The organism is Flavihumibacter solisilvae (assembly GCF_000814475.1).
In the GTDB taxonomy this organism is placed as follows: Bacteria; Bacteroidota; Bacteroidia; order Chitinophagales; family Chitinophagaceae; genus Flavihumibacter; species Flavihumibacter solisilvae.
The window spans coordinates 192,123-217,448 of the sequence record NZ_JSVC01000005.1 but is presented as its reverse complement, the minus strand read 5'-3'; the positions used below and the strand labels follow the sequence as shown (position 1 = coordinate 217,448).

Annotated in this window: 15 protein-coding genes; 2 read left to right on the top strand and 13 right to left on the bottom strand. The window is 47.5% G+C overall.

Annotated elements, in window-relative coordinates:
- Window positions 1–22 precede the first annotated feature (22 nt).
- Window positions 23–1,321 (top strand): threonine synthase, encoded by a 1,299-nt coding sequence (gene thrC / locus OI18_RS05290; RefSeq protein ID WP_039137791.1) that lies wholly within the window; start codon window positions 23–25, stop codon window positions 1,319–1,321.
- A gap of 15 nt (window positions 1,322–1,336) precedes the next feature.
- Here the strand turns inward: thrC and OI18_RS05285 are convergent, their stop codons facing one another.
- Window positions 1,337–2,536 (bottom strand): alpha/beta hydrolase, encoded by a 1,200-nt coding sequence (locus tag OI18_RS05285; protein WP_152616734.1) that lies wholly within the window; start codon window positions 2,534–2,536, stop codon window positions 1,337–1,339.
- 183 nt (window positions 2,537–2,719) lie between these two features.
- On the opposite strand from OI18_RS05285, the gene OI18_RS05280 reads away from it, so the two are divergent.
- The gene (locus OI18_RS05280; protein WP_039137789.1) at window positions 2,720–3,082 is read left to right on the top strand and encodes a response regulator; all 363 of its coding nucleotides are present in this window, start codon (window positions 2,720–2,722) and stop codon (window positions 3,080–3,082) included.
- A gap of 6 nt (window positions 3,083–3,088) precedes the next feature.
- Here OI18_RS05280 and OI18_RS05275 read toward each other — a convergent pair whose 3' ends face one another.
- From OI18_RS05275 to OI18_RS05220, 12 genes are all read right to left on the bottom strand, one after another.
- Window positions 3,089–3,496: a response regulator gene (locus OI18_RS05275; protein WP_160290196.1), complete on the bottom strand. Its 408-nt coding sequence runs from the start codon at window positions 3,494–3,496 to the stop codon at window positions 3,089–3,091.
- A 405-nt stretch (window positions 3,497–3,901) separates the two neighbouring features.
- Window positions 3,902–5,887: an alpha/beta hydrolase family protein gene (locus tag OI18_RS05270; protein ID WP_039137787.1), complete on the bottom strand. Its 1,986-nt coding sequence runs from the start codon at window positions 5,885–5,887 to the stop codon at window positions 3,902–3,904.
- A 175-nt stretch (window positions 5,888–6,062) separates the two neighbouring features.
- Entirely contained in the window at window positions 6,063–9,866 is a 3,804-nt protein-coding gene (gene rpoB / locus OI18_RS05265) for a DNA-directed RNA polymerase subunit beta (RefSeq protein ID WP_039137786.1), read from the bottom strand.
- A 269-nt stretch (window positions 9,867–10,135) separates the two neighbouring features.
- Window positions 10,136–11,479: a vanadium-dependent haloperoxidase gene (locus OI18_RS05260; RefSeq protein WP_205409985.1), complete on the bottom strand. Its 1,344-nt coding sequence runs from the start codon at window positions 11,477–11,479 to the stop codon at window positions 10,136–10,138.
- A 10-nt stretch (window positions 11,480–11,489) separates the two neighbouring features.
- Window positions 11,490–14,867, bottom strand: coding sequence for a VCBS repeat-containing protein (locus tag OI18_RS05255; RefSeq protein ID WP_052272883.1), 3,378 nt, complete (start codon window positions 14,865–14,867; stop codon window positions 11,490–11,492).
- A gap of 14 nt (window positions 14,868–14,881) precedes the next feature.
- Window positions 14,882–16,204 carry a monooxygenase gene (locus tag OI18_RS05250; RefSeq protein WP_039137785.1) on the bottom strand — a complete coding sequence of 441 codons (1,323 nt, stop codon included), beginning with the start codon at window positions 16,202–16,204 and terminating at the stop codon, window positions 14,882–14,884.
- Between the two features lie 2 nt (window positions 16,205–16,206).
- On the bottom strand, window positions 16,207–16,788 hold the full coding sequence (locus OI18_RS05245) for a redoxin domain-containing protein (RefSeq protein ID WP_039137784.1): 582 nt from the start codon (window positions 16,786–16,788) through the stop codon (window positions 16,207–16,209).
- 94 nt (window positions 16,789–16,882) lie between these two features.
- Window positions 16,883–18,481 carry a SusD/RagB family nutrient-binding outer membrane lipoprotein gene (locus OI18_RS05240; RefSeq protein ID WP_039137782.1) on the bottom strand — a complete coding sequence of 533 codons (1,599 nt, stop codon included), beginning with the start codon at window positions 18,479–18,481 and terminating at the stop codon, window positions 16,883–16,885.
- A gap of 28 nt (window positions 18,482–18,509) precedes the next feature.
- A complete protein-coding gene (locus tag OI18_RS05235) occupies window positions 18,510–21,890 on the bottom strand; it encodes a SusC/RagA family TonB-linked outer membrane protein (RefSeq protein WP_205409984.1) in 3,381 nt (1,126 codons plus the stop codon).
- Window positions 21,891–21,937: 47 nt separating this feature from the next.
- A complete protein-coding gene (locus OI18_RS05230; RefSeq protein WP_240312725.1) occupies window positions 21,938–23,038 on the bottom strand; it encodes an ROK family protein in 1,101 nt (366 codons plus the stop codon).
- A gap of 234 nt (window positions 23,039–23,272) precedes the next feature.
- Entirely contained in the window at window positions 23,273–24,571 is a 1,299-nt protein-coding gene (locus OI18_RS05225; RefSeq protein ID WP_039137779.1) for an ABC transporter permease, read from the bottom strand.
- A gap of 1 nt (window position 24,572) precedes the next feature.
- Window positions 24,573–25,307: an ABC transporter ATP-binding protein gene (locus OI18_RS05220; RefSeq protein WP_039137778.1), complete on the bottom strand. Its 735-nt coding sequence runs from the start codon at window positions 25,305–25,307 to the stop codon at window positions 24,573–24,575.
- Window positions 25,308–25,326 lie beyond the last annotated feature (19 nt).

The following is a 25,326-nucleotide window of genomic DNA, read 5'->3' as shown; positions in this document are numbered from 1 at the left end:
GATTCCCTTCGACATATAGTATATGCAGTACTACAGTTTAAACGGACAGTCGCCCAGGGTTGACTTCAGGGAAGCGACAATATTAGGACAGGCTCCGGATGGCGGATTATACTTTCCCGAAACAATCCCGGTGGCCGACAAACAATTCACAAACAATCTGCAACAATTTACCCGCGAAGAAATTGCATTCAGGATCATTCGTCCGTTTGTAGGAACGACGATACCTGAAAACGTTCTGCTGGATATTGTAACTCAGACTATCAACTTTGAAATACCCCTGGTTCAAATAAATGAAAACACGTTTTCACTTGAACTGTTTCACGGACCAACCCTGGCATTCAAGGATATTGGTGCCAGGTTCATGAGCCGGTGCCTGGGTTATTTTTCGGGCGAAACCAATCGCCGTGTTTCCGTGCTTGTCGCAACTTCCGGGGATACGGGAGGCGCAGTGGCAAGTGGCTTTCATAATGTTGAAGGAGTGGATGTAGTGATCCTTTACCCTTCGGGCAAAGTCAGTTCGGTACAGGAAAAACAACTCACCACTTTCGGCGACAACATTCATGCGCTGGAAGTAAGTGGCAATTTTGATGATTGTCAACAGATGGTGAAAGAAGCATTCCGCGACCGGGACCTGGCACAAAAAATATTCCTGACATCCGCCAACTCCATAAATGTAGCGAGGTGGCTTCCGCAACAGTTTTATTACTTTTTTGCCTTACAACAATGGAAGGGGAAACAACCACCGGTCTTCAGTGTCCCAAGTGGCAATTTCGGCAACATCTGTGCAGGCCTCATGGCATGGAAAGCAGGGCTACCGGTTCAGCATTTCATTGCAGCCTGCAATGCCAATGATGTAGTGCCGAGGTTCCTGCAAACGGGGAAATATGAGCCCCGGAAGGCTTTGCCTACCATATCCAATGCCATGGACGTTGGGAACCCCAGCAACTTCATCCGTATCATGAAGATTTTCAACAATGATGCGGAGGCTTTAAAAAAAATGGTCTCGAGTCACACTACCGGTGATCAGCAAACGAAGGATATACTTCTGGACGTTTACCACAAACACAAATACCTCCTGGATCCCCATGGTGCTGTCGGATATGATGGCCTTCAGCATTACCTGGAAACTCATGGCGGTGAACAAGGCATAGTGCTGGAAACAGCTCATCCCATAAAATTTCTAGACGTTGTAGAGCCTGTTATCAATGAGTCCATACCTGTTCCGGCTTCCATTAACGATACCCTAAAAAAGGAAAAAGTGGCACAAAGAATTGGAAACAGTTATGAGGAGTTGAAAGCATACCTGGAAGTCAACAGGTGAACGGGTCAACAATACTTAGTTGCCTATTGACTTCTGATTATTAACCTTCTCCAAAAATTGACTGATCTCTTCGCGGGCGATTTGTGAGGCGATAGAATTCCAGTTAAAGTCAAATGAATGGTCGGTATAAGGCAGGCTGTAAAACTCGTATGGAACGCCTGCTTTTTTTAATGCATTGGCGAGGATCAATGATTGGGTGACGGGAACAATCCGGTCCTTTTCACCATGGATAATGAGTGTCGCCGGAGAAGATGGAGTTACATGGGCAACGGGACTAACCATATCATATCGTTCCCGGAAATCGACCGGCGCTCCCCCGATATAACGCTGCAACCCATAATTTGCCAGTGAAGTACTGCCTGTTGTTGCATATAACATGGCCATATCGGAAGGGCCATAGATATCAACCACAGCCCTGACCCTGGCGTGCGGCACATCGCAGGAAGGTGGCAGCCTGAAATCGTTATAGCTGTAGGCAGCAAGCAGTGCCAGGCTTGCCCCGGCTGAATTTCCCATCATAATGATCCGACCTGTATCGATCCGGAATTGCTGGGCGTTGTTTACCAGCCATCCAATCGCGCTTTTTATATCGCCCGTTTGATCCTGCCACCGCTCCGGAGGTGGAAGGCGGTAGTCCAGGTCAAATACATCATAACCCAGTTCATTGAACCACCTGTTCCACGCAGTCAGTTCTTTCCGGGAACCTGCAACCCACCCCCCACCATGCACCTTGACGATAACAGGCCTAAAACCTGTGTCTTTCTTTATCGAAGGCCAGTAATCCATCAGCAAGTCACTACTGTCGGCCGGGATGCCGTATTTGATGGTCATTATGCCTGCAGCATTTGCCGTATTGAACTGGTAACTTAAAGCCTGGCCAATCGAAACCGGTACGTTCCACGATTTGGCTGCTTTTTTCAAGGTCAGCGACGGCCATAGCATTAAATAAAGGACAAGGATAAGCAGGACCAAATAACCCAGGGTTGCGAGGAACCATTTCCGGATTAATGCGATAATTAGAAAGACAAGACAAATAACCGCGGGGAATATGGTTAAACCGGGCCGCGACAAAACAGTGAATGCATACCTGCCCATTCCATCTGCATCTACCGGAACTGAAATATAGTACAACAATAAGGCCGCAACTCCGATAACCAGGAAAGCCACAAAAGTAAAGATCCATTCAAGTACTCCGGGCGACCTTACTGAATCCATAATGCTGATTTTTGTCCGCACATATAAGTTAAAGGGAAATATTCGTTTTACATGAGATTTAGCCCTTTTTTATTAGCAAATTCGGATGGGCATCGGCGTTGAAACTGTCCCAAACGGTGGACATTTCCGCGTCAGGCAGCTGGCCTCTGATTTGAAGTAACTTATTTGTTTTAGATAGAGAACATGGCAGCTGCACAGAAAATCATAATAGCTGAAGATGATCACGGTATCCAGGAAGTTATAAGGCTAATTCTGGAAGGATGGGGTTATGAAGTAATTATTTACAGGAGCGGACTTGACCTGATTCATAACAAATTTGAAGTCCCTCATTTGTTTATCCTGGACAAACAGCTTGCAGATATTGATGGCCTGGATGTATGCAAGTGGCTGAAAGAAAATCCAGCCACCAGGCATATACCCGTGATCATGGTTTCAACAAGCCCGCACATCTCAAAATTTGCCCTCAAAGCTGGTGCGGACAACTTTCTCGAAAAACCATTCAAAATGCAGGAATTGAAAGAACTTGTTGAAAAGGCGCTTTTATAGTCCGGATCACTTTCTATTCTGCACAAATTCATCGGCATCAGCAACTTGTAAAACTTTGCGTAGTATAGCTTTTAACTGAAGGATACTGTAGGGTTTTTTTATACAATCTTTCGCGCCCATCTCGAGAGCGAGCTTACACACTTTATCGTCAATGAAGTTGGAATAGATAAAAACGTCTACCTGTTCCGGCAGCTTCATGTTCCTCAGCAGGGCAAGGCATTCAATGCCATCGATTTTAGGCATGTTTATATCAATAAATACTACATCAGGTGTAATCTGGTGCAATACTTTCAATGCAGCTTCCGCACCTTTTGCATAAACGCATCGGATGCGCGGAGTAACTCCATTCAAAGCTTCGGTAAGTATATCAAGTTCCTCAGGGTCGTCATCAATCAATAACAAGCACTGTATCATACGCATTGTTTTTAGTTATTGGGGGTAGCTAAAGACTTTCAAACTCAAACTCAGACTCCAAATCGAAATCCAGTTCCTTCAATCTGATAAATCAGCATTGAAAGACGTTAGTGAAATCCAAATATGCTTGCAGAAAACAATCAATAATCAGCAGGATATGGTCCAGATAGTAAAAGAAGAAAACTACGTATAACCAGGTTTCCGAAGAACGAAACCTGTATTATAAATTTAAAACAACATTGATTAATTAACAAATCATTTTGGTGTTGAACCAGTAATGGGTTCACGGGAAAATTATTCTAGCACTACAGAGTAGAATCAAATAAATGTTATAGTAGTTACGTGATTGAAATCCAACCGCAAACGTGGCTATATGCTATTTCCCAACTACTGCCTGATGACGTATTATTTCAGGTATTTATTATACCATGCGATATGTCGCTGGTAACGGTCTTTCAGGTAGCTTGGAACGCTGATGCCATGGTATTGCTTGGGATAAATGATCAGCCCGGTTGGAACATTAAGCGCTTTAAGGGCCTGGTACATCTGCTCCGCCCCTGTTACCGGAACATTGAAATCGCTTTCACTTGCCATAAAAAGAGTAGGCGTTTTTATCCTGTCCGCCTTAAAGAACGGGTATGAAACGGCAATCCATTTTTCCGGGTTCTTCCACGGATAACCGAGCTCTTTTTCATACTGTGTAACGTACTGGTCACTGCCGTACAGGCTTAACTGAAGAGAACTGCCCGCGCCACTCACAGCAGCTTTGAAACGCTGGTCAGTGGCGATGGTATAGTTGGTCGTAATTCCACCATAACTCCAGCCACCCAGCCCCATACGTGCCACGTCTGCAATCCCTTGAGCAACGAGATGGTCTGCTGCGCCGACTATATCCATAACTTCTTTATTTCCCCAATCTCCATAGATCGACTTAATGTGGTTCAAACCCCGGCCGCTGCTGCCCCTGTAGTTCACTGCCGCTACAGCATAGCCCGCGGATGCATATATCATCCGGTCCAGGTCAAAATCAAACTCATCCTGCCCTACTGGTCCACCATGGATGAATATGATCAGGGGAAGCTTAGTTCCTGCCGGCGTACTGGCGGGCCTGTACAGGATCCCGGAAATACTTGTTCCGTCCTTGCTCTTCGAGCGGAATCCTTCCACTTTCGGCAAATGTAACGGAGCAAGGAAGGAGTCCTGCAAGTGAGTCAGCTGGCGGAGTTCACGACCTTCAAAAGCAAATAATTCAGCTGGCACATACACCGTGCTCATCACCGTTACCGCAGAATTCTTATGCCTGTTCCATTCCATTTCGTAAAAACTTCTTTCACCGCTGGTCAGCCTGGTCACTTTGCCGGTGGCCGGATCAATTGATACGATCACTACTTCACGGTCATCTTCCATCAGGCCTGTCAATTGATTACCATCATTGTTCCAGCGAAGATTCCTGATCGGACGGTCTGCTTCCGCAGTTAGTACCTTCTTCTCTCCACCATTTGCCGGGATTACTGTTACCAGTGGCTGCCCATACATTGTGAAGGGTTCATTGCTGCTGCTCTGAAGGTAGGCTATCATTTTGCCATCGGGACTCCAGACCGGTTGCTCATCAGACCCTTCCCAGCTTGTGAGTTTGCGTGGACTGGCGCCTGCACGGGCTTCCATTACAAAAAGGTCTGAGTTGGCATTATTATCCGGCAAGGTTGAACGGTTGCTGACAAAAGCAATCTGTTTGCCGTCGGGCGAAAAGACGGGTTGCTCTTCACTGTAAAAGCCACGCGTAAGCGTATCAAGCTTTTTCGTGGCAAGGGTGAACACGTAAAGGTGACTGGCTGCACTGTCGAGGTATCCCTGCCTGTCCTGCTTGAAATGATACCGGTCGATCACGTATGGCTTCCTTATCTTTGTATTGGCAGTATCGGAAAAATCTTCGTCCTTAATACTCAGAACGAGGCGGTCGCCGGCTGGAGACCAGTTATATTCATCAATGTCACCTTTGAAACTGGTGAGCTTCCTGGCTTCTCCTCCCCTCCTGTCAAGGAGATAAACCTGGCTGTTCTTTTCGTCATCCCGGGTACCCACAAACGAAATGTACTTTCCGTCAGGACTCCATTTCGCAGAAGATGCACTTTTATCGAAAGTCAGCTGCACATTTTCTTTTCCATCCCAGCTGATCATCCAGAGTGAGCTGGAGAATTTATCTTTCGCACTGTCAACCTTGCGCACCGTATAGAGGATCCAGTTGCCATCAGGGGAAATCTCCAATGAAGAAGGTGTTTGCAGACGATAGATATCAGAAGGAAATAGCGGACGCTTTGGAGTTTGGGGTACTTGTGCTGTCACGGAATATGAAAAAGTAAAAAGCAGAAATGCAAGCAGGAAGGCTCTCATTTAGTTGTGTTTTGAAATTGATGAGTCTAATATAAATATTTGCACACAGAAGATCGCGGACATTTCGTCAAACTTACTTTTTGCCCTTCCCATATCTTTTCGCTAAACACTACGATCAATAAAAAAGCCCCCTTGTTACAGGGGGCTTTGCATTATTGCCAATAAATGAATTCGATTAATCAAACTTCAGGTCGAGACCGAGACCACGCAGTTCGTGGATCAATACATTGAAGGATTCAGGAACACCTGCTCTTGGAATGTTGTCACCTTTAACGATTGCTTCGTAAGTCTTCGCACGGCCGATGATATCATCAGACTTGATGGTCAACAGCTCCTGGAGAATGTTGGATGCACCGTATGCTTCAAGTGCCCACACTTCCATTTCACCGAAACGCTGTCCACCGAACTGTGCCTTACCACCAAGCGGCTGCTGGGTAATGAGACTGTATGGTCCGATTGAACGGGCGTGCATCTTATCATCAACCATGTGGTGCAGCTTGATCATGTAGATGATACCTACTGTAGCCTTCTGGTGGAAGCGGTCACCTGTTTCACCATCATAGAGGTGAGTGTGACCCATCATCGGGATGCCTGCCTGTGTACAGTACTGCTCGATCTCGTCAGTTGAAGCACCGTCGAAGATCGGGGTTGCGAACTTCACGCCCAGTTTTTCACCTGCCCATCCGAGCACGGTTTCATAGATCTGGCCGAGGTTCATCCGGCTTGGTACCCCGAGCGGGTTAAGCACGATATCAACTGGTGTACCGTCTTCGAGGAACGGCATGTCTTCCGCACGAACGATCTTGGCAACGATACCCTTGTTACCGTGACGTCCCGCCATCTTATCACCCACTTTAAGCTTACGCTTAACTGCGAGATAAACTTTTGCGAGCTTCAATACACCTGCAGGTAATTCGTCACCTATCGAGATATTGAATTTCTCACGCTTGTAACGGCCGAGTTCTTCGTTGTATTTGATACTGTAGTTGTGCAGCAGGATGTTGATCTGGCTGTCAACTTTCTCGTCGGTTGTCCAGCCCAGCGGGTTGATGTTCAGGTAATCCAGTCCGGCGAGGTTCTTTGCAGTGAATTTTGCGCCCTTACCGATCTGTACTTCACCGAAGTTGTTGCTTACACCTGCAGATGGCCTTTCTTTAACGAGGCTTTGCAGTTTGCTCAGCAATACATCCTGGAGATCCTGTACATTCTTCTCGTGAACCTTTTCTACTTTTTCCAGGGCAGCTTTTTCGCGAACCTTGGCGTTCTTATCCTTTTTGGCGCGCTGGAACAGCTTCTTGTCGATAACCACACCTTCCACACCGTTAGGTGCTTTCAGAGAAGCGTCTTTTGCATCACCGGCTTTGTCACCGAAGATGGCACGAAGAAGTTTCTCTTCCGGCGTAGGATCACTTTCTCCTTTCGGAGTGATCTTACCGATCAGGATATCACCTTCCTTCACATGAGCACCGATCCTGATGATACCGTTTTCGTCGAGGTCTTTGGTAGCCTCTTCAGAAACGTTCGGGATATCCGGGGTCAGTTCTTCTTCACCCAGTTTGGTATCACGAACTTCCAATTCGTATTCAGAAATATGGATTGACGTGAACAGGTCTTCGCGCACCATTTTCTCGTTGATCACGATGGCATCCTCGAAGTTGTATCCTTTCCATGGCATGAAGGCCACTTTCAGGTTACGTCCGAGTGCAACCTCACCACCCTGAACTGCGTATCCTTCTGTGAGGAAGTCGCCTTCCTTAACGCGCTGGCCTTTCTTAACGGCAGGTTTCAGCGTGATGGAAGTTTCCTGGTTGGTTTTCTGGTATTTTGTCAACCTGTAGATCTTGAGGTCTTCCTCAAAACTTACGAGGCGTTGTTCGTCATTGCGTTCGTAACGGATATGGATTTCATTTCCGTCAACGTATTCCACCACACCTTCGCCTTCAGAAATGATCTGAACACGCGCGTCGCGGGCTGCTTTACCTTCAAGGCCGGTACCTACGAAAGGAACCTGCGGCTTGATCAGGGGAACGGCCTGGCGTTGCATGTTCGATCCCATCAGGGCACGGTTGGCATCATCATGCTCCAGGAACGGAATCAGAGATGCGCTCAATCCCACGATCTGGTTCGGAGCCACGTCCATGTATTCCACTTCTGTTTTATCGAGGATCGGGAAGTCACCGGTTTCACGGCTCACAACCTTTTCTTCTACGAATTCACCTTTTTCAGACAGCGGGGTATTCGCCTGGGCGATCTTCGCGGTATCTTCTTCTTCGGCGCTCAGGAAGGTCAGTTCCTTCATGTTCACTTTACCATTTTCTACACGGCGGTAAGGCGTTTCGATGAAGCCCATCTCGTTGATCTTCGCGTGTACACAAAGGGTAGAGATCAGACCGATGTTCGGTCCTTCCGGAGTTTCGATGGTACAGAGACGGCCGTAGTGAGAGTAGTGTACGTCACGAACTTCGAAGCCTGCACGCTCACGGCTAAGACCACCTGGTCCGAGTGCAGAGATACGACGCTTGTGCGTGATCTCAGACAGCGGGTTCGTCTGGTCGAGGAACTGTGACAGCTGGCTGGTTCCGAAGAATGAATTGATAACTGAAGAAAGGGTACGCGCGTTGATCAGGTCAACAGGCGTGAACACTTCGTTATCACGTACGTTCATACGCTCGCGGATGGTACGTGCCATACGGGCAAGTCCCACACCGAACTGGGCGTACAGTTGCTCACCTACAGTACGTACACGACGGTTGCTCAGGTGATCAATATCATCGATCTCCGCTTTTGCGTTGGTCAGGCGTACCAGGTATTTGATGATCTCAATGATATCTTCCTTGGTCAGTACTTTGTGATCAAGGGGATAGTTGAGGTTCAGCTTACGGTTGATTTTGTAACGGCCTACTTCGCCGAGGTCGTAACGTTTATCGGAGAAGAACAGTTTATCAATGATACCACGGGCCGTTTCATCATCGGGAGCGTCAGCACCACGCAATTGGCGGTAGATGTGCTGTACGGCTTCCAACTCACTGTTCGAAGTGTCCTTGTTCAGGGTATTATAAATGATGGCATAATCACCACCAACATCTTCACGCTGCAGGAACACGCTCTTCACATCCATGTCAACGATCATTTCGATCGCTTCTTCATCGAGGATGGTATCACGCTCCAGCACCACTTCATTCCGCTCGATAGACACTACTTCACCTGTATCTTCATCAACGAAATCTTCCACCCAAGTTCTCAGAACGCGGGCAGCGAGTTTCTTACCGAGGTATTTTTCAAGTGCTTTCTTTTCACCTTTCACTTCATCAGCCATACCGAAGAGTTCCAGGATGTCCTTGTCGGTCTCGAAACCGATGGAACGCAGGAGCGTTGTTACCGGGAACTTCTTTTTACGGTCGATGTACGCATACATCACGTTGTTGATATCTGTCGCAAATTCCATCCATGCGCCCTTAAAGGGGATAACACGGGCAGAATAGATCTTGGTTCCGTTGGGGTGGATGGATTGTCCGAAGAACACACCAGGGGAACGGTGAAGCTGGGATACCACTACACGCTCTGCACCGTTAATCACGAATGTACCGCGCGGTGTCATGTAGGGGATGTTACCCAGGAACACATCCTGAACGATGGTCTGGAAATCCACATGTTCCTCGTCGTTACAGCTCAGCCTCAGCTTTGCCTTGAGAGGAACGGCGTAAGTTAGACCACGCTCCATACACTCTTCGATGGTGTAGCGGGGCGGATCAATAAAGTAATCGAGGAACTCCAGCACGAAAATGTTACGCGTGTCGGTGATCGGGAAGTTCTCCTTGAACACCTTGAACAGGCCCTCATTATTACGTTTGTCCGGAGTTGTTTCTAATTGGAAGAAGTCTTTAAACGATTGAATCTGCACTTCCAGCAGGTCAGGAGCTTCAGCGAGGTGTTTGATCTTACCAAAGTTGATCCTGGTGTTCTGTTTAGTTGAAGACATATGTATTTTAAACCGGTTTTAAAGCTTTTAATAATCGTCGACAGATTATAATCCAAGGATTGTTTTACCAATCCAGTGCTCTGAAAATAAGGAGGTTACATATAAATGGCCATTTCGCAGCCTCCCTATAGTATTCGCCGAATATATGAAAACGGAGGGCAAAGTTAGGGATTTTGGGGGAGAAAAAAGTCAAAACTTCGTCGTCAATCGTTAAAATCCCCTCCCCGACCGCGTTTTCACCTTTTTACTCCACGGGTGGCCCCCTATGGTCAACGATTAAGCTTCAGCTTTTGGAGCACGATCTCCCCCACCTGGCGCCCCTGGGTCTGGCCATTCTCGATTGCAGGCCGGTAATGGATGCCGCCGTAGAGCCTGCTGATGGCGGCTTCGTCACATGCTTCCTTAAAGGACCGGAAATGCCTGACAGGCAGTCCATACTCCAGTTCAGTGCTGTCGTCAAAGGCAAAATTGTCACCGAAGATACTGGTCAGCACACCGGCTGCGGCTGTGGAAATGACGCTGTGACCGCTGGGGTATTCCGGGAAAGGCGGGGTTTGCAGCAGCGGTCGCCACGATTCATCAATATTAGAATTGATAAATGTCTCCGGCCTCACCAGGTGGCTGCGGTATTTTTCATCCCAGCAGCTGATAAAGCCATCGAAAATTGCCGCTGATACAATGGTGTAAGCAGCAGCGCTGGTTTTTATATCAGCAAGCTTTTGACGGCAAACTAATGCAGTGATCAGCATCCAGTGTCCGCCCGGCGAGATCTTCTTGGTGGCAAAATTCAGGTGACCCTGCGTATTCAGAAAGAAGGGATTGCAATCCCAGAAACTCGCGATAGCTATTTGTTCCGTCGAAAGCTGCTTGCCTGTCTGCCACACTTCAATCGCTTCTTTATAAAAGGCTGAGCTGCTGTCGGTGGCGAACCTGGTGGGTGGTGCGGGCTTACACTGTGCTGCGCTATCCAGGGCAATAGGCCTGATCTTGTTCCAGTGCGGTTCAATGGCAGCCATATAACCAGGAGGCGTGGGCAGCCAGGTGCCGGGCTGTTTCAACAGGTTGTAGCGCTTCATCCTTCTCGTTTCTTTATAATTATCTGCTGCAACCCATTTCAGGATACTGTCGGACACCAGTTTCCCGTAAGCCTCCGATGCCGCCAGTTGTTTTGGCCCGACTGATTTCGTTTTATACCACTTGAGGACGGCTGCTGCGGAATCCATCAGGCGCTTTTCGGAGAACACCAGCTGTTTGGCAGTATTGAAAAATGCGTGGATGGCTGCAACCGATGAAACCACTTCTTTTCCAGGGGCAGGGATGGCTGGGAATTTACTTAATTGGCCATGCAGGCTGCCCAGGTTGTGGTCACCTGCTGCGAGGCATTCAAAAGCTGCCATGTTCGCATACACGTAAATGCGGCTCGCTACCGGCGGAGAGAATATATCATGCACGATCACGTCAGTCAGTGCTTTCTGTGCCCGGTGCAGGGGATAAGCATCGGTTGTGTAAGATATCCGTTTATTAAGCGGTGCCGATGCCTGTGAAAACAACTCACCGGCGATTGCCAGAAACAAGACTATAACCAGGATCTTTTTCATCAATAAGCTTTTCATCGTTATTCTTTTACCTGGGATTAATTTTCAGGATCTGTGGCTGCTGGTTGTTACCAGCCAGGATCACCATATTACTGTCTTTAGACCGGACCATCGCGATCCGCCTGATATCACCACCTGCGTAATTACCTGCCTGCATCGGGGTAAGGGGGAGAAACCCTTTGTTTTCGTCTATTTTCACCAGTAGTCCAAGACCGGCGTCCGATTGTCCCAATTGAACACGGTATGCTTCAAAATTGCCGGCCAGGAACACCTCATTTTTATGATCATTATCGAAATCATTCACAACAAAGCCGTTCACACAGGAAAGCTGGGCCTCAGACGGAAGACTTTCGAACCTGAAGCCGGATTTCCCTTCATTCCACAACACGCCACTCGACAACTGGTTACAGGTTACCTGTTGCGCTTTGGCAAATGCTGCAGCTGGTACAATGTCGTTTATGGATGCATTCGCGTAGTCGCTGTAATGAATGAACTTCTTCCTGAGCGGAACGATCTGGTCGAGAAGTTCATCCCTTGACGGAGAAGGATACGACTTGCCCTGGATATAATAACTAAAGATCGGATCGGTGGAACCATTGTTGTCAAAGTCACCTGCGACGATGGTCATGGGTTGCGAGGCACTCGCTTTGAACTGGTTGTTGCGGCCGGCATTTCCCAAAAGGAAATCAAGGTCACCATCGTCATCCAGGTCTGCAGCACGAATTGCTGACCAAAGGCCACTCAGGGTGTCGTTCTTACTGATCAGCTGTTTCCTGAATGTACCATTCTCATTCTTCCAGCATTGCAGTGGCATCCAGTCACCTGCCAGGAATAACTCCGGGAAATTATCTCCGTCAGTGTCCGCCCAAAGCGCATCATTGATCATCCCGGGCGACTGCAACGCCGGGGCTGCGTCAGCCATTATTTCAGTAAACAGGACTCTGCCGTTTTTGCTGTCATTCCGAAGCAGGTAACTCCTGGCAGCCTGTGGAAAGAATCCCGGAACCGACATCCCGCCAACAAAAAGATCGAGATCACCATCGTGGTCATAGTCACCCGCGGCTACAGCCTGTTTCGGGCTCAACATTTGGGGAACTGCGGAAGTGCTCTTTTCAAAATTTCCTTTTCCATCATTGAGATAAAGCCTGTCGGCGTATTCAGGCGATTGGTCACCATATTCATTACCACCGCTCACTACATACAGATCCGGATCACCATCATTGTCGGCGTCAAAGAAAATGGCATTCACGTCTTCGGATGATGAATCAGCAATCCATGGTTGTGAAGTACATCGCTGAAAGGTCGACCCGGCGGTTTGGATGTATAATACCCCCGCCTGCCCTATGGCTCCGCCCAGGAATACGTCATCAAGTTTATCTCCGTTCACATCAGCAACAGCCAACGCAGGGCCTTTACGCGATAACATATAGGGCAACAATACTTCATCCTTGAAGTCAACAAAGTCATTTTCCCGGTGAACGAAATCGATGCCGGAAGTCCGGGTAACATCAGTGAAAATTTTTGCTGCTGGCTTCGTCGATTCTCCTTTGGCAGCAACATCTTTTCCATGTTCAAAAACCAGTTGTTGTCCTGCCGCAGCCTCTCCCCTTTCACTCACTGTACCGTCAGGCCAGGTCACTGTTACCCGCTGAACTTGTGCGGTTCCCGGAATTCCAAAGTTAAGTTGGTTGGATACGGTGGACTGGTATCCACGGACCGGGTTTATTTCCTGCATCTGCGTCAATCCACCCGAGGTTATCACTTTGACTTTTGCACCCAACGCCATAGTGTTGCCTGCAGGACCTTTACAGGTAATGCGGATAAAATTATTTGAACCAGCCTGCTCGCGGTTATTCCGGTAAAGCATTGCAGGTTCATTGTTGTTGCAAATAACAAGGTCCAGGTCACCATCATTGTCGAAGTCCGCATACGCTGCTGCGTTAGACACCGCGGGTTTCATCAGGCCCCATTCGCGTGTTTTGTCAGAAAAGCTGAGGTCATGGTTATTCCTGAAAATATAGTTGCTCACTTTGTTCGCGGGCATTTCTTTAACCAGGGCCTGGGTCTGGAAGTTCTGGTGGCCCTGTTGGGCAGCTTTGATCTTCGCATCGGCAACCGTGTACTTCAAAAAATCCATGTTGGTAAAATCGCGGAGATAACCGTTTGTTACGAGCAGGTCTTTCCAGCCGTCGTTGTCGAAATCGGCGAACAATCCTGCCCAGCTCCAGTCAGTATTGGACACTCCTGCAAACTGGCCGATTTCACTGAAACGAAGGTTGCCTTTTTCGTCCTGGCCACGGTTCAGCTGAAGCATGTTGCGCATCTGCTGTTTGTAGTAGCCGCTGTCCCAAAGCAAATGGTATTGGTCATATTCATCCGGCCCGCGCAAAAGCTTCTGCCGGTAATTATTTTCGGGCAGCATGTCGAGCGTAAACAGGTCAGGTAGTCCGTCGTTGTTATAATCAGCCACATCTGCACCCATCGAATATTTAGAAATGTGGGCAAACGAACGTTCCAGTTGTTCCGTGAAAGTGCCGTTACCCATGTTGATGTAAAGACAGTCTTTCTCCGAATAGTCGCTGGTCGTATACATATCAGGCCAGCCATCACCGTTGAAGTCACTAACTGTCACACTAAGGCCAAAATTCAACGCATGGTTCACAATACCTGACTGTAATGTCACATCTTCAAAAACTGCTGCGCCGTTGGAGATTCCATTATTGCGAAAAAGCCTGTTCCCAAATTGCATGTTTGGGGTCGACCTTACTTTCCTTGTATTGAGAAAAGGGTTGTAGGTATGATTCGAATGGTTAACGAGGAACATGTCGAGATCGCCGTCACGATCATAGTCAAGGAAGGCAGCCTGGGTAGATTGTGTACCGGGTGCATCAAGTCCGAATGCAGCTGCCTGTTCCGTAAATTTTACCTGTCCGTTTACAACTCCCTGGTTAATGAAAAGTTCATTCTTCAATTTTGCGGGATCAGAATACTTTCCTGAATGGCAAACATAGATATCAGGCCAGCCGTCACCATTCACGTCTGCAACAGCCACACCGGTTGCCCATGTTCCGTTACCTGCTGTTCCGGAGGACCGGGTAACATCTTCAAACCTGAAACCACCCTTGTTGATGAACAGTTTCCCAGGTGTACTGTTACCCGAGAAATAGATATCATCAAGCCCGTCTTTATTGAAGTCCCCGATACCGACTCCTGCGCCATTGTACAGGTATTCGTAGCGAAGTACATTCAACGAGTCGTCTTCATTAACCTGGTTCAGGAATTGGATACCGGTCTGTTTTTCAGACAACAGTGTAAACAGTGGTGACGCCTGTTGGGCAATCGTTGAAGAGATACAAGCGCAGGCAGTAACCACTGCTATGAAGAAATTTTTTTTATTGGCAATCACGGTCAGGGAATTAATTATTCAAGTGAGATGTTTTCATCGCCGGGTTTATATGGAACGAAGATCATCATGAGGGTCATCATTTCGTCTGTTGATTTCATGTCACCGCGCGAGAAGATAGTTTTCGGCGGAGAATTGGGATTGAAAGGATTGTCTGCAGTATTATCGTACGTGCATTCGAGTTTGATGACCGAACCTTTGCTGATGCGAACAGGTTTTCTGAACCTGTAGATCTCCTGCCACCTGAAATCCCAGTCAGAAATATGAACCAGGCGGGTAGTATCACCGGTTGGTGAAAGGGCGTAGGCCTTAAATTCTTTTCCGAGAAGGTGCATGTGTGGCCATACATAGAGGAGCGACTGATCTTCATTGGGGTTTGTCACTTCAAGCGTGAATTTCTGTTTCTCATTTGCCTTGATATAAAAGATCGGTTCGATCTGCCTTTCACCAATACCGCCTGAGCCGAAGCTCACTACTTTAACCGGTCGTTTTACTTTCGTTTTCTTGAAGAACAGGTTGACACCACCTTTGAATGATTCCTGTTCAGGTATAGGGCTGAAGTGAACGGTCATCAGGATGACACCGCGTTTTGGCAGGACCCAGCCAAAATCCTGTGGGTAAGATTCGTAGCTCGCGCCAGGGATCCAGCCGCCGTAATAGGTGATCGTTTTGCGGTACGGTTGGTACTGGTCGAATTTTCTCCTGTCGTCCTGATTGAGGTTAATGAGTGAAACAGAGTTTTTCAGGTCAATAGCAGGATCAGGAACCGGGTGTATGGCATAGTTCACATGGTGAACCAGTTTTTTATTATTGGCAGTGAACTCGATGGCTTCAATATTGAATGAATCAGCAAGTTCGAATGGCAGTTTGAAGATGACAAACTGTTCTATGTTGCCGCCAGGGACCATGAAACTATCAGGCATCTGCAGAACCAGGTCCGGCGCGCGATGATATGAAGTTCCCGTAACCAGGGACTTTGCAGAACTGCTGCTGCCCTCCTGTTTACCGGCAGGAGTTTTGTTATCGATCCATTTAATGATCTTATCAATATCACCCTGTGCAAGGGAACGATCGTTTGCAAAATGCACGTAGCTGTTATCTGCTTTCCAGGGTGGCATATAACGGCTTTGCACGACATCTTTAATGAATGATGCCCTTTTCGCCACATCCTGGTAGCTGAGAAGGGAAAAAGGTCCTGCTTCACCAGGTTGGTGACAGGGTGCGCAGTTTTTCATGAATATGGGCTGGATGTCTTTATACCAGGTAAGTTCCTGCGCCGCGAGCGGGATACGGCAGACAATAAACAGGAGACAGGTAAGCAGCAGGGAGTTAATTTTCATCGTCAGTAATCATTTATGTAACAGCCTTTCGGAGTTGTTCTTTGAACCATGACCGGCTGGTGGTACAGGAATTGTTGAATAGCAGTTCTTAAGTATTCGTGTTCCGCTTTGAGCTTTTTCTTTCCAAGGTTCACTACCCAGTCATCAATTGCACCGCGGTACACCAGGTTGCCGTTCTGTTCAATCACCAACACTTCGGGAGTAACGGAAGCTTCGAGGAATTTTGATAATTTCTTTTGTTTGTCAACCACCAGGTCAAATAATAATTTGTACCGGTCGCTGTAAGCGGTGATCTCATTTTGCGTATAAGCCGCACCGGGAATAATACCGATAAAATTCACCTGCTGATCAAAGTCTTCTTTCAGTTTGTTCAGGACAGGCGCATAATTTTTACAAAGCGGGCAGTCGGGTGAAAGGAATACAATAACGGTCAGTTGTTTCTGCAGGGTTAAAGAAGCAGGCTGATCGCCGGGAGTTGTAAGGGAAATGCTTTTGATCTGCCGGGGACTGAAATGCGTTGCAGCCTGTTGTGACAGTGCAACAGTACAGGGGAAAAGAAGCAATATAAACAGCAGCAGGCGCATTACTCAAATTACTAAAACAAAATCTACATCTCTTCAATTAAAGGTAAAACCCCGGGCAATTGCCCGGGGTTTTATCTATATGTGTTTCAGGCACTTATTTCTTATCCCACCAAACACGTCCGTAAGGATCGCCGGGACCTGCACCGAAGTCAGGATCAGCAGCCATATCCTGTAACGCCTGCTCCTGGTTAGAGAAGTTGGCATTTGTAGAAGGCAGCGGGGTGAGTGAAGCTCTCCTGGGCAGCTGAAGCAGCGAACCATTTGATCTCAGCTCAGACCATGCCAAAACAGAAGTTGTGTTGGGGTAGCCGGTACGCTTCCACCATGCCCATGCTTCCATCGGGTTGCGGTAGAAGTCGAGGTAAGCCTGGACAGCAATCTGCTCCTGAGCTTTTGCAGGGTCGAATGTAACATCAGGCTTTGCATAATAGGCAGTAATCTCAGCAGGCGTAACTGGTGTATAGCCTGGAACCTTTGCAAGTTGAGCCTGTTTGTCATACTGCTGAATAGAAGCTTCAACTCCTTTTTGATACCACTGTTCTGCATCGCTTCCCGCAATATTACGAGCAGCGAGATCTGCGCGGATAAAGCAGTACTCTGCATAAGTAACTACAGGGAAGAAAGAAGAACCCGTTGGTGTTTCACCTGCGGTGTATACCATATCCGGTGTGAAGATCCTGTGCTGAAGTTCAGACAGTGTATCAGCAACCGAGTACAATGGCTTGTTAGCAGGCTTTTGCGCATCATCCGGGCTTGGGAAGCTACCAACGTACTGACCATTCTTGTTTGGACGGTAATAGATACGAAGGCGTGGATCTGCATTTTCCTGCATGAATTCAACTACAGGTCTTCCAGCTACAAATCCTGCATCAGGATTCCAGTTACCACTTGAGTTTGCGTATGACGGACCAGCCTTCAGCATCCAGGAATCATCGATAGAAGACATCTGGTTGGCATCAGCGAACACTTCATTGGCAATAGCTGCCAGCTTGTTCGGGTCACGCTTCATAAGGCGGAGGGCCACTTTCAGGCGCAGAGCATTACCTGCTTTGATCCATTTAGTGTAGTCTCCATTGTAGAACGGATCATTGTTGCCGAGAGCAGCCTGCTCAACAGAAGGCGTTGATTCCAGGGATGCAACTGCGTCTTTAGTCAGCTGGTCAACTGTTGCGAAAACAGTTTCCTGCTTATCATACACCGGAGTCAGCGTTCCGCCGTAACGGGCCTGGAAAGCTTCGGTGAAAGGAATACTTCCGTTGATGTCGCTGACATAGAAAGCATAGTATGCCATCATGATCTCTGCAACGGCCTTCTGGTAAACGCGGCTGGCTTGTTGCTCCGCAGGCATTTTTTCGATGGTCTGGATGGCATCCATTACTGCCGGTCCCATACGCTCATAGAACGTACCATAACGATAGTTGAACTGTGAACCGGGCAGCGTGAAGTTCTGACCGTTACCAACACTTGGTGTTGAGTATTGCAGCCAGTAGTTCAGTTTGCGGTAAACATCATAGAAATATTCGAAGTCATTCTCAAAGTTAACAGCCGCTTTGAGGATCTGATCTTCCGGGTTTACACTGTAAAGTGTATTAGGTGAAGTATTCGCCTCTACAAAGCTCTCCTTCTTGCAGGATACCTGTGTAAGGCCGACACAGAGCAATAGTCCACAATATATTTTCAAATTCGATTTCATATTAGTTATGATTTTATGGAGAGATAAATTAGAAGGCTGCATTGATATTAAATCCAAGACTTCTTACATAAGGCCAGCCTCCATATTCAGCAAATGCAGCAGACCTGTTGCTGTAAATACCTTCGGGGTTGATACCATCTTTTGCAGTCTTATACAGGTAACCAAGGTTCCTGCCAGTTACACCTACGCGAAGACTGTTCATCTTGAGCTTCTGGGTGAAAGCAGCCGGAAGGTTATAACCGATCGAAACTTCGCGAACAGCTACCCATGAGTTCTCAAATACAGAGTATTCACGGATACCGCTTGACCACTGAGACAGGTTCTCGTAATATGCATAAGCCGGAATTGGCTTCAGCAGCCCCTGCTTAACCGCCTCATCGTATGACATACCACCAAGGTCAACTGTCTGACCACTACCGTTGGTTGCAGTAAGACCGTCCGCAAGAACACCATCCGGAATGATACCATCGTATCTTTCAACACCGTTACCATCTGTATAGGTTTTACCACCTGATGCGAGGTCACGTCCGTAGAGTGAATTCTTCAGAGATCCGTTTGCAGAACCGTACTGGTGTGTTGCAGAAGCAAGCAGACCACCCACTTTCGCATCGATCTGTACATTGAAAGTGAAATTCTTCCAGTTCACAGTCTGAGTTGTGCTCGCGAGGAAGTCTTCCATAATTGATCCGAGGATCTTTTTGGTTCCATCATAGTCCTGCTGACGCATATAAGTATAATAGCCGCCTGTAGTACCATAACCAGTAAAGCCAAGTACATTCTTCCCGTTGTTTGCGTGATCAATCGGGTTACCGCTGGCATCTTTCTTCTGGTATTTAGCGAAAGCAAAACCTGTTTCAACAGTACCATAATCGCCACCTGCAATCGCTTTGGCGATAACGTCGTTACCGAAAGCAAGTTCGAGGTCAATTGAAGTTACGCCAGGAGCAATTTCTATAACCTTATTCCTGTTACGGGTAAAGTTGATGAGGGAAGTCCAGGTAAGATTCTTAGTACGAACCGGAACTGCAGTCAGCAAAATTTCAATACCCTGGTTTTGTACGTCACCACCGTTGATTACCCTTCCTGTTACACCACTTTCAGTTGGAGTTGACAGAGAGAAGATCTGGTTGTACGTATTTCTTTTGTACCAGGAGAAGTCAACTCCAATGCGATTGTTCAGGAAACGCAGGTCAGCACCAAACTCAAGTTCACGTGTCAGCATGTTCTTCAGGTTGTCATTCCTGAGTGTTGCATCGCTGAAACCGTAAACTGATTGGTTGCCATTGCTGGCATTGTTGAACGTACCATTCAGGCTATAGTAACCAGTTTGGTTAGTATACTGAGGCGCTGCATCCAGACCAGTCCATGACAATGCACCTCTCAGTTTACCAAAAGACAGCCATGAAGCGTCTTTCATTGCAGGCAATTCAGAGAACACCCATGCCAGGCCTACGCTCGGATAGAAGTAAGAATAATCACCATGTCCGTCACGATATGTGAGGGTTGAAGACCAGTCATTCCTTGCACTCAGGTTCAGGATCAACATGTCCCTCCAGGTAAGGTCACCGTATGCATAAACCGCATCGGTCCTCTTACCAGGCCAGGGATATCCTTCAGTACCTGCAGGCTGAACAGAGTTTGAAATAGAGAACAGGTCAGGAATTTTCAGACCACCGTTCGTATATGACCTTGTGTACTGTCCACCAATATTTTGGTAAGTTTCACCACCTACAGAGAATGAAGTGCTGAAATCATCATTCAGATCCTTATTACCATTCAACAATCCCTGAACACGGAAAGACTGGTAATTGGTTTGTGCCAGCTCATAGTTACCACCTGAGAACCCGATACCTGCACCGCGGTTTTTCCGCTCATAAAAATCAGTATAGTAGTTGGTGTTACCACGAACCAGGATATCTAACCAGGAGTTGAGTTTTATACTTACATCAACATTCGCAATGATGTTGTTCTCCGTTCTTTTCCTGTTATCTTCATTAAGACTCCAGAAAATAGAGCCAAGAGCGTATGGATCATTAACGTTAGGATTATCTACAGCGATTGAACCACCCAATTCTTTATTGATGTAGTTGTTGGCATAGTAACCAAGGTCAACGTGGCGGGGCATGTAATAAGAGAACGCAAACAGCGGGTTATTACGGCTACCCTGGCGAGCCGGGTTCAGTGATTTTGAATTGGTATAGTTAATGCTCGCGTCGATATTCACAGCGTTTGAAACCTTGTGAGTTGCGCGGAGCGTGAAGCTATTACGTTTCAGGTCATTGTTTGGCTGCACACTGTTGTTAAGCAGGTTACTATATGAGAACCTGAACGTAGTTTTTTCATTTCCACCTTCAACTGCAACGTTAGTATTGATATACTTACCAGTCTCATACTGATCGAGCGGATCGTTCGCAGACCATTTGATCATGCGGCCGTCAGCTTCCTTCACAGTCCTTCCATCGAGTTTCGGACCGAAAGAATAACCACCTTGCCTTGTGATTGCATTGATCGGGTCAACGATCTCAACACCATTGGCATCTTTTTCAAAAGTAGGATAGATACCACCACCATATTCGTCCTGGAAGTCCATCAGCTTGTAAGCTTTGTCGAAAGACTCAGTGTGCGAAACGCTGAGGCCGAGTCCTTTCCTTGCACGACCTTTTTTAGTAGTGATGAGAAGTACACCATTCTGAGCTTTAGAACCATAAAGGGCGCTTGCTGCAGCACCTTTAAGTACAGTTACACTTTCATAGTCATCTGAGTTGAGGTTCTTCATAACGTTACCGAAGTCGGCGTTATCACCCCAGGAATCAGCACCTGTAGTTCCCGGCTCGAGCAGTACACCATCAACCACAACCAGCGGTTGAGAGTTGTTGTTTGAGATGGAAGAGTTACCACGGATCCTGATCCTTGAGCTTGACTGCGGACCGGAAGCACCCTGGTTAACCATCACACCTGCGACTTTACCCTGGAGAGCGTTAACAACGTTGGCGTTGTTGGCCCTGAGGATCTCGTCACCTTTTACTTCAGAAACAGAATAAGCCAGTTTACGGGTTTGCTTTTTAACACCAAACCCTGTAACAACAACTTCGTTCAGGCTTTTTGCATCTGACTCGAGTACCACAGAAATTTCTGTCCGTCCTGAAACAGTAATTTCCTGTGATTTAAATCCAATGTTTGAAAACACCAGCACCGGCTGGTCGGCCGTAGTAGCGATCAGGTAGTTACCTGCGGCATCAGTCGCGCCTGCGACCTTTGTGCCTTTTACCATAACGGAAACGCCGGCCAGGCCGTTCCCCTTATCGTCCTTTACGGACCCGGTAATTGTTTTTTTCTGCTGTGCTACAGCCATAGCTGCGAACACGTTCAGAAAGAATAGCAAAAGCATTCGAACCGTTGTTCTTTTCATTGCAGTTTAGTTTTAATTGTACAAAAAAGTTCAACCCCCTGACAAGCCTAGCTTGAGGTGGTTTGCAGTTGTTGATTTTTTTTCTTTTTGCCTTTGTCAAAGTTTTCCATTACCAATGCGGCTGCTCCAAGCAATTCAGCCTGTAACCCGAGTGTTGAAATTTCGATCTCGGTGTTTTCGGCTAACCTCGGAATGCAGTGCTCATTCAATGCCTGCTGAATCGGCGTACGCCACAGCTTGCCGGCTGTGGTGCCTCTTCCGCTGAGAACGATGAGTTCCGGATTAAGAATATGGATTAGGATCGCTACCCCCTTGCCGATATTGTAGCCCACTTCAGACAGGACCTCGATGCAAAACTTGTCTCCGTTTACAGCCGCCCTGATAATCGCTTCACATGCCTCTTCCTGGTTTTTCGACGCAATATCATGAAATGATGATACCCGTCCTTCCCTGATTCCTTTCAAAGCTTTCTGTACGACTACAAGTAATGATGCCTCAGTTTCAAGGCACCCGGTTTTTCCGCAGCTGCATAATTTGTCGGTGCTGAATACAGGTATGTGACTGAATTCACCCGCAAATCCATTCTGACCACGAAACAACTCGCCATTGAGTAAAAGTCCAAGTCCAACTCCCCAGCTGATGTTGACTACCATTACATTCCGCTTGTTTCTTGCAGCGCCAAACTTCAGTTCCGCAAGTGCGATGAGGCTAGAATCGTTGTCGATATGCACGGGCAGCATTAGCTGCTGTTCCAGGTAATCAACCACATTCGAACCCGGCGTGTCGAGAAAAGAATAGTTAATGCCCTTTTTCACGTCAATGAAACCCGGCATTCCTATTCCAAGGCCTGCAATCTTTGATTTCTCAATCCCCGACCTGGTAATGTAATCTTCAATCAGCTCGGCCAGTTGCCGAAGTGCGCCCGGGTTGTCAGCCAGGGGCAACTCAATTCTTTCAACCGGCGCAACGAATTTGTGTTCCATGTCCATGATGCCGATACGTGTGAACAACTGGTCCATTGCGACCGTCAGGATAAAGTAAACGTCCTTTTGGAGGGTATACAGCATCGGCCGTCTCCCACCTGTCGATGGGGCATAACCGAGCTCTACTACCTCGCCATCCTTAATCAATTCCGTCAGCAGCTTCATGGTGATAGGTAGACTTTTTTCGATACCGGCGCTTAAATCGGCCCCAGAAAGCTGCTTGGCAAAGTACAGTTGCTTTTTAAGGGTGCGCTTTAGTAACTCGTTTTTGTCCATACTTATCGTGAAATCTTCTGATAAACTGTTAAATAAGATGTTAAGATAGAGAAACTTTCATAAATTTTAGAATAAGTTTCACCTTTTTTCTTAAAACTTATCAAGAAATGCCCTGTTTATTTCTTAACCTTTTCTTGATGTTTCTATAAACCCGGCGATAAGAATGAAGAACGCAGCAAAAGACAGAAGAACGGTAAGATTGGGAAATATGGAACTCAAAGTGCCGCCGCGCAGGAAAAGACTGTTGATGGCATCGAGCGACCAGTAAAGCGGGGATACCGTGGCGAGGTGCTGAAGACCGGCAGGAAGAATTTCCACCGGTACCCAGATCCCGCCGATAGCGGAAAGGATAACAATGGATATGGCACCGAAGGGCAGCGCCTGATTGCCCGTTTTGAATAAGGCCCCCACACAGATGCCATAGGCGGTAGCAGTCAAAGCGATTATACCAGTGGTGAGTAAGAGTAATAATGGGGCTTCACCCATATACAATGAGGGCAGGCCGAGAGCAGGAAGTATGGACAGCCCGGCCAGCAGCATTACATAAAACTGCAATATTCCCAGCAGTACATAAAACATCACTTTACCCAGGAGGATGGAAAAGTAAGATCCGGGTACCAGCTTTATCCGGGTCAGGCTACCTTCTTCCCTTTCCCGGATCATATTGCCAGAAATGGGAACGATAATAAAGAACAGGCCGAAGATCGCCCATGCAGGCACGTTATGTTGTACCGAGTTGGTATTGATGTTCACCTTACGGCCGGTTACGGTCTGCATTTCCTTGATCGAAACAGCCTTCATTTTCTCCTGCAGGTTAAACGTGTCGGTTGCGGCCGTTGTGTCACCCCTTTCCCCCTTCATGCGGTCTGACAACCTTCCCATTATTATTTCGGCCTGCACTTTGGTCAGCTGCTTATCCATAGCGTTGAGCAGCGACAACTTCAAAGCCTGTTTGGTAACGGGATCAAAATAGATTTCAATGGCTGAACTCCTGGTAGCCCGTTGGGGCAGCTTACCAGCCGCGCCCAGCGTTTTCCCGAATTCGTTTGCGACCTGGTTGGCACTGTTCACCACTTCCGCACTTGTGCCATCCGGTATGATGATGCAGATCTTATATTTTCCGGATTGAACCAGTTTCAGTGCCTCACCACGCTCAAGCTGACGGCCATTTATTTCGCGCACCAGTCGGAATTGACCGGTTTCCTGGAGACCCTCCCCCATTTTTGATGCCATCCGGCCACCATCGCGGTCTACCCAGAGAATTTCAAAGGTAATATCCTGGTATTCCCGGAAAGGAGCATCCTGGATCAATGCCATTATAATGGTAAGGGCCAATGGCATCAGGAAGAGCAATGTCATCCCGGTAATATCTTTCCGGAATAGCTGGAGTTCGTTGACAAAAGTGGCTAGGATCTTTTTCATATCAATCCCGTACAGAATGACCGGTAAGATTAAGAAATACCTGTTCCAGGCTTGATGCCTCCTGTTCACGCATCAGCTGTAGGGGATCACCCAGGGTAACCAGCCTGCCATGATCAATTATGGCGACTTCGTGGCATAGCTGCTGCGCTTCTTCGAGAAGGTGTGAAGTATAGATTATGGAATGTCCCTCGGCGTTGAACTGCCGGAGAAAATGGAGAATCATGTTCCTCGATTGCACATCTACCCCGGCAGTAGGTTCGTCGAGGATGAGCAGCTTCGGGTCATGCAGCAGCGACGCAATGATGTTGGCCCGGCGTTTCATTCCCCCACTAAAATGTTTGATGGCCTTGTCACCACTTTTCTCAAGTCCGAAGATCTCGAGATAGGTTTCGATCTTTTTCTTCAGGCTCCTGCTTTCCAGGCCGTAAAGGCGGCCAACATACATGAAGTTTTCTTTTGCACTCAGTGTGGGGTACAAAGCGATTGCCTGGGGCACTACTCCAATCATCCTTTTGATCTCTTCGAGCTGGCGGGGAATCTCCATCCCCATCACCTTTACCATTCCCGAGTCTGCTTTAACCAATCCGCAGATAATGGAAATTGTTGTCGTTTTGCCGGCACCGTTAGGGCCGAGCAGGCCTGCAATCCTGTTGTCACCAAAGCTGAATGAAAGGCCGCTAAGCGAAGGCTCAATGGCCTTGCGGTAGGTTTTGTGCAAATTGCTGATGGCTAACATGGATGGTGGCGTGAATAGC

Excerpts from the sequence above, each read along its gene's own strand:
- thrC (WP_039137791.1), top strand. The coding sequence starts at position 23 with ATGCAGTACTACAGTTTAAACGGACAGTCGCCCAGGGTTGACTTCAGG.
- OI18_RS05285 (WP_152616734.1), bottom strand. The coding sequence starts at position 2,536 with ATGGATTCAGTAAGGTCGCCCGGAGTACTTGAATGGATCTTTACTTTT.
- OI18_RS05280 (WP_039137789.1), top strand. The coding sequence starts at position 2,720 with ATGGCAGCTGCACAGAAAATCATAATAGCTGAAGATGATCACGGTATC.
- OI18_RS05275 (WP_160290196.1), bottom strand. The coding sequence starts at position 3,496 with ATGATACAGTGCTTGTTATTGATTGATGACGACCCTGAGGAACTTGAT.
- OI18_RS05270 (WP_039137787.1), bottom strand. The coding sequence starts at position 5,887 with ATGAGAGCCTTCCTGCTTGCATTTCTGCTTTTTACTTTTTCATATTCC.
- rpoB (WP_039137786.1), bottom strand. The coding sequence starts at position 9,866 with ATGTCTTCAACTAAACAGAACACCAGGATCAACTTTGGTAAGATCAAA.
- OI18_RS05260 (WP_205409985.1), bottom strand. The coding sequence starts at position 11,479 with ATGAAAAGCTTATTGATGAAAAAGATCCTGGTTATAGTCTTGTTTCTG.
- OI18_RS05250 (WP_039137785.1), bottom strand. The coding sequence starts at position 16,204 with ATGAAAATTAACTCCCTGCTGCTTACCTGTCTCCTGTTTATTGTCTGC.
- OI18_RS05245 (WP_039137784.1), bottom strand. The coding sequence starts at position 16,788 with ATGCGCCTGCTGCTGTTTATATTGCTTCTTTTCCCCTGTACTGTTGCA.
- OI18_RS05240 (WP_039137782.1), bottom strand. The coding sequence starts at position 18,481 with ATGAAATCGAATTTGAAAATATATTGTGGACTATTGCTCTGTGTCGGC.
- OI18_RS05235 (WP_205409984.1), bottom strand. The coding sequence starts at position 21,890 with ATGAAAAGAACAACGGTTCGAATGCTTTTGCTATTCTTTCTGAACGTG.
- OI18_RS05230 (WP_240312725.1), bottom strand. The coding sequence starts at position 23,038 with ATGAAGCTGCTGACGGAATTGATTAAGGATGGCGAGGTAGTAGAGCTC.
- OI18_RS05225 (WP_039137779.1), bottom strand. The coding sequence starts at position 24,571 with ATGAAAAAGATCCTAGCCACTTTTGTCAACGAACTCCAGCTATTCCGG.
- OI18_RS05220 (WP_039137778.1), bottom strand. The coding sequence starts at position 25,307 with ATGTTAGCCATCAGCAATTTGCACAAAACCTACCGCAAGGCCATTGAG.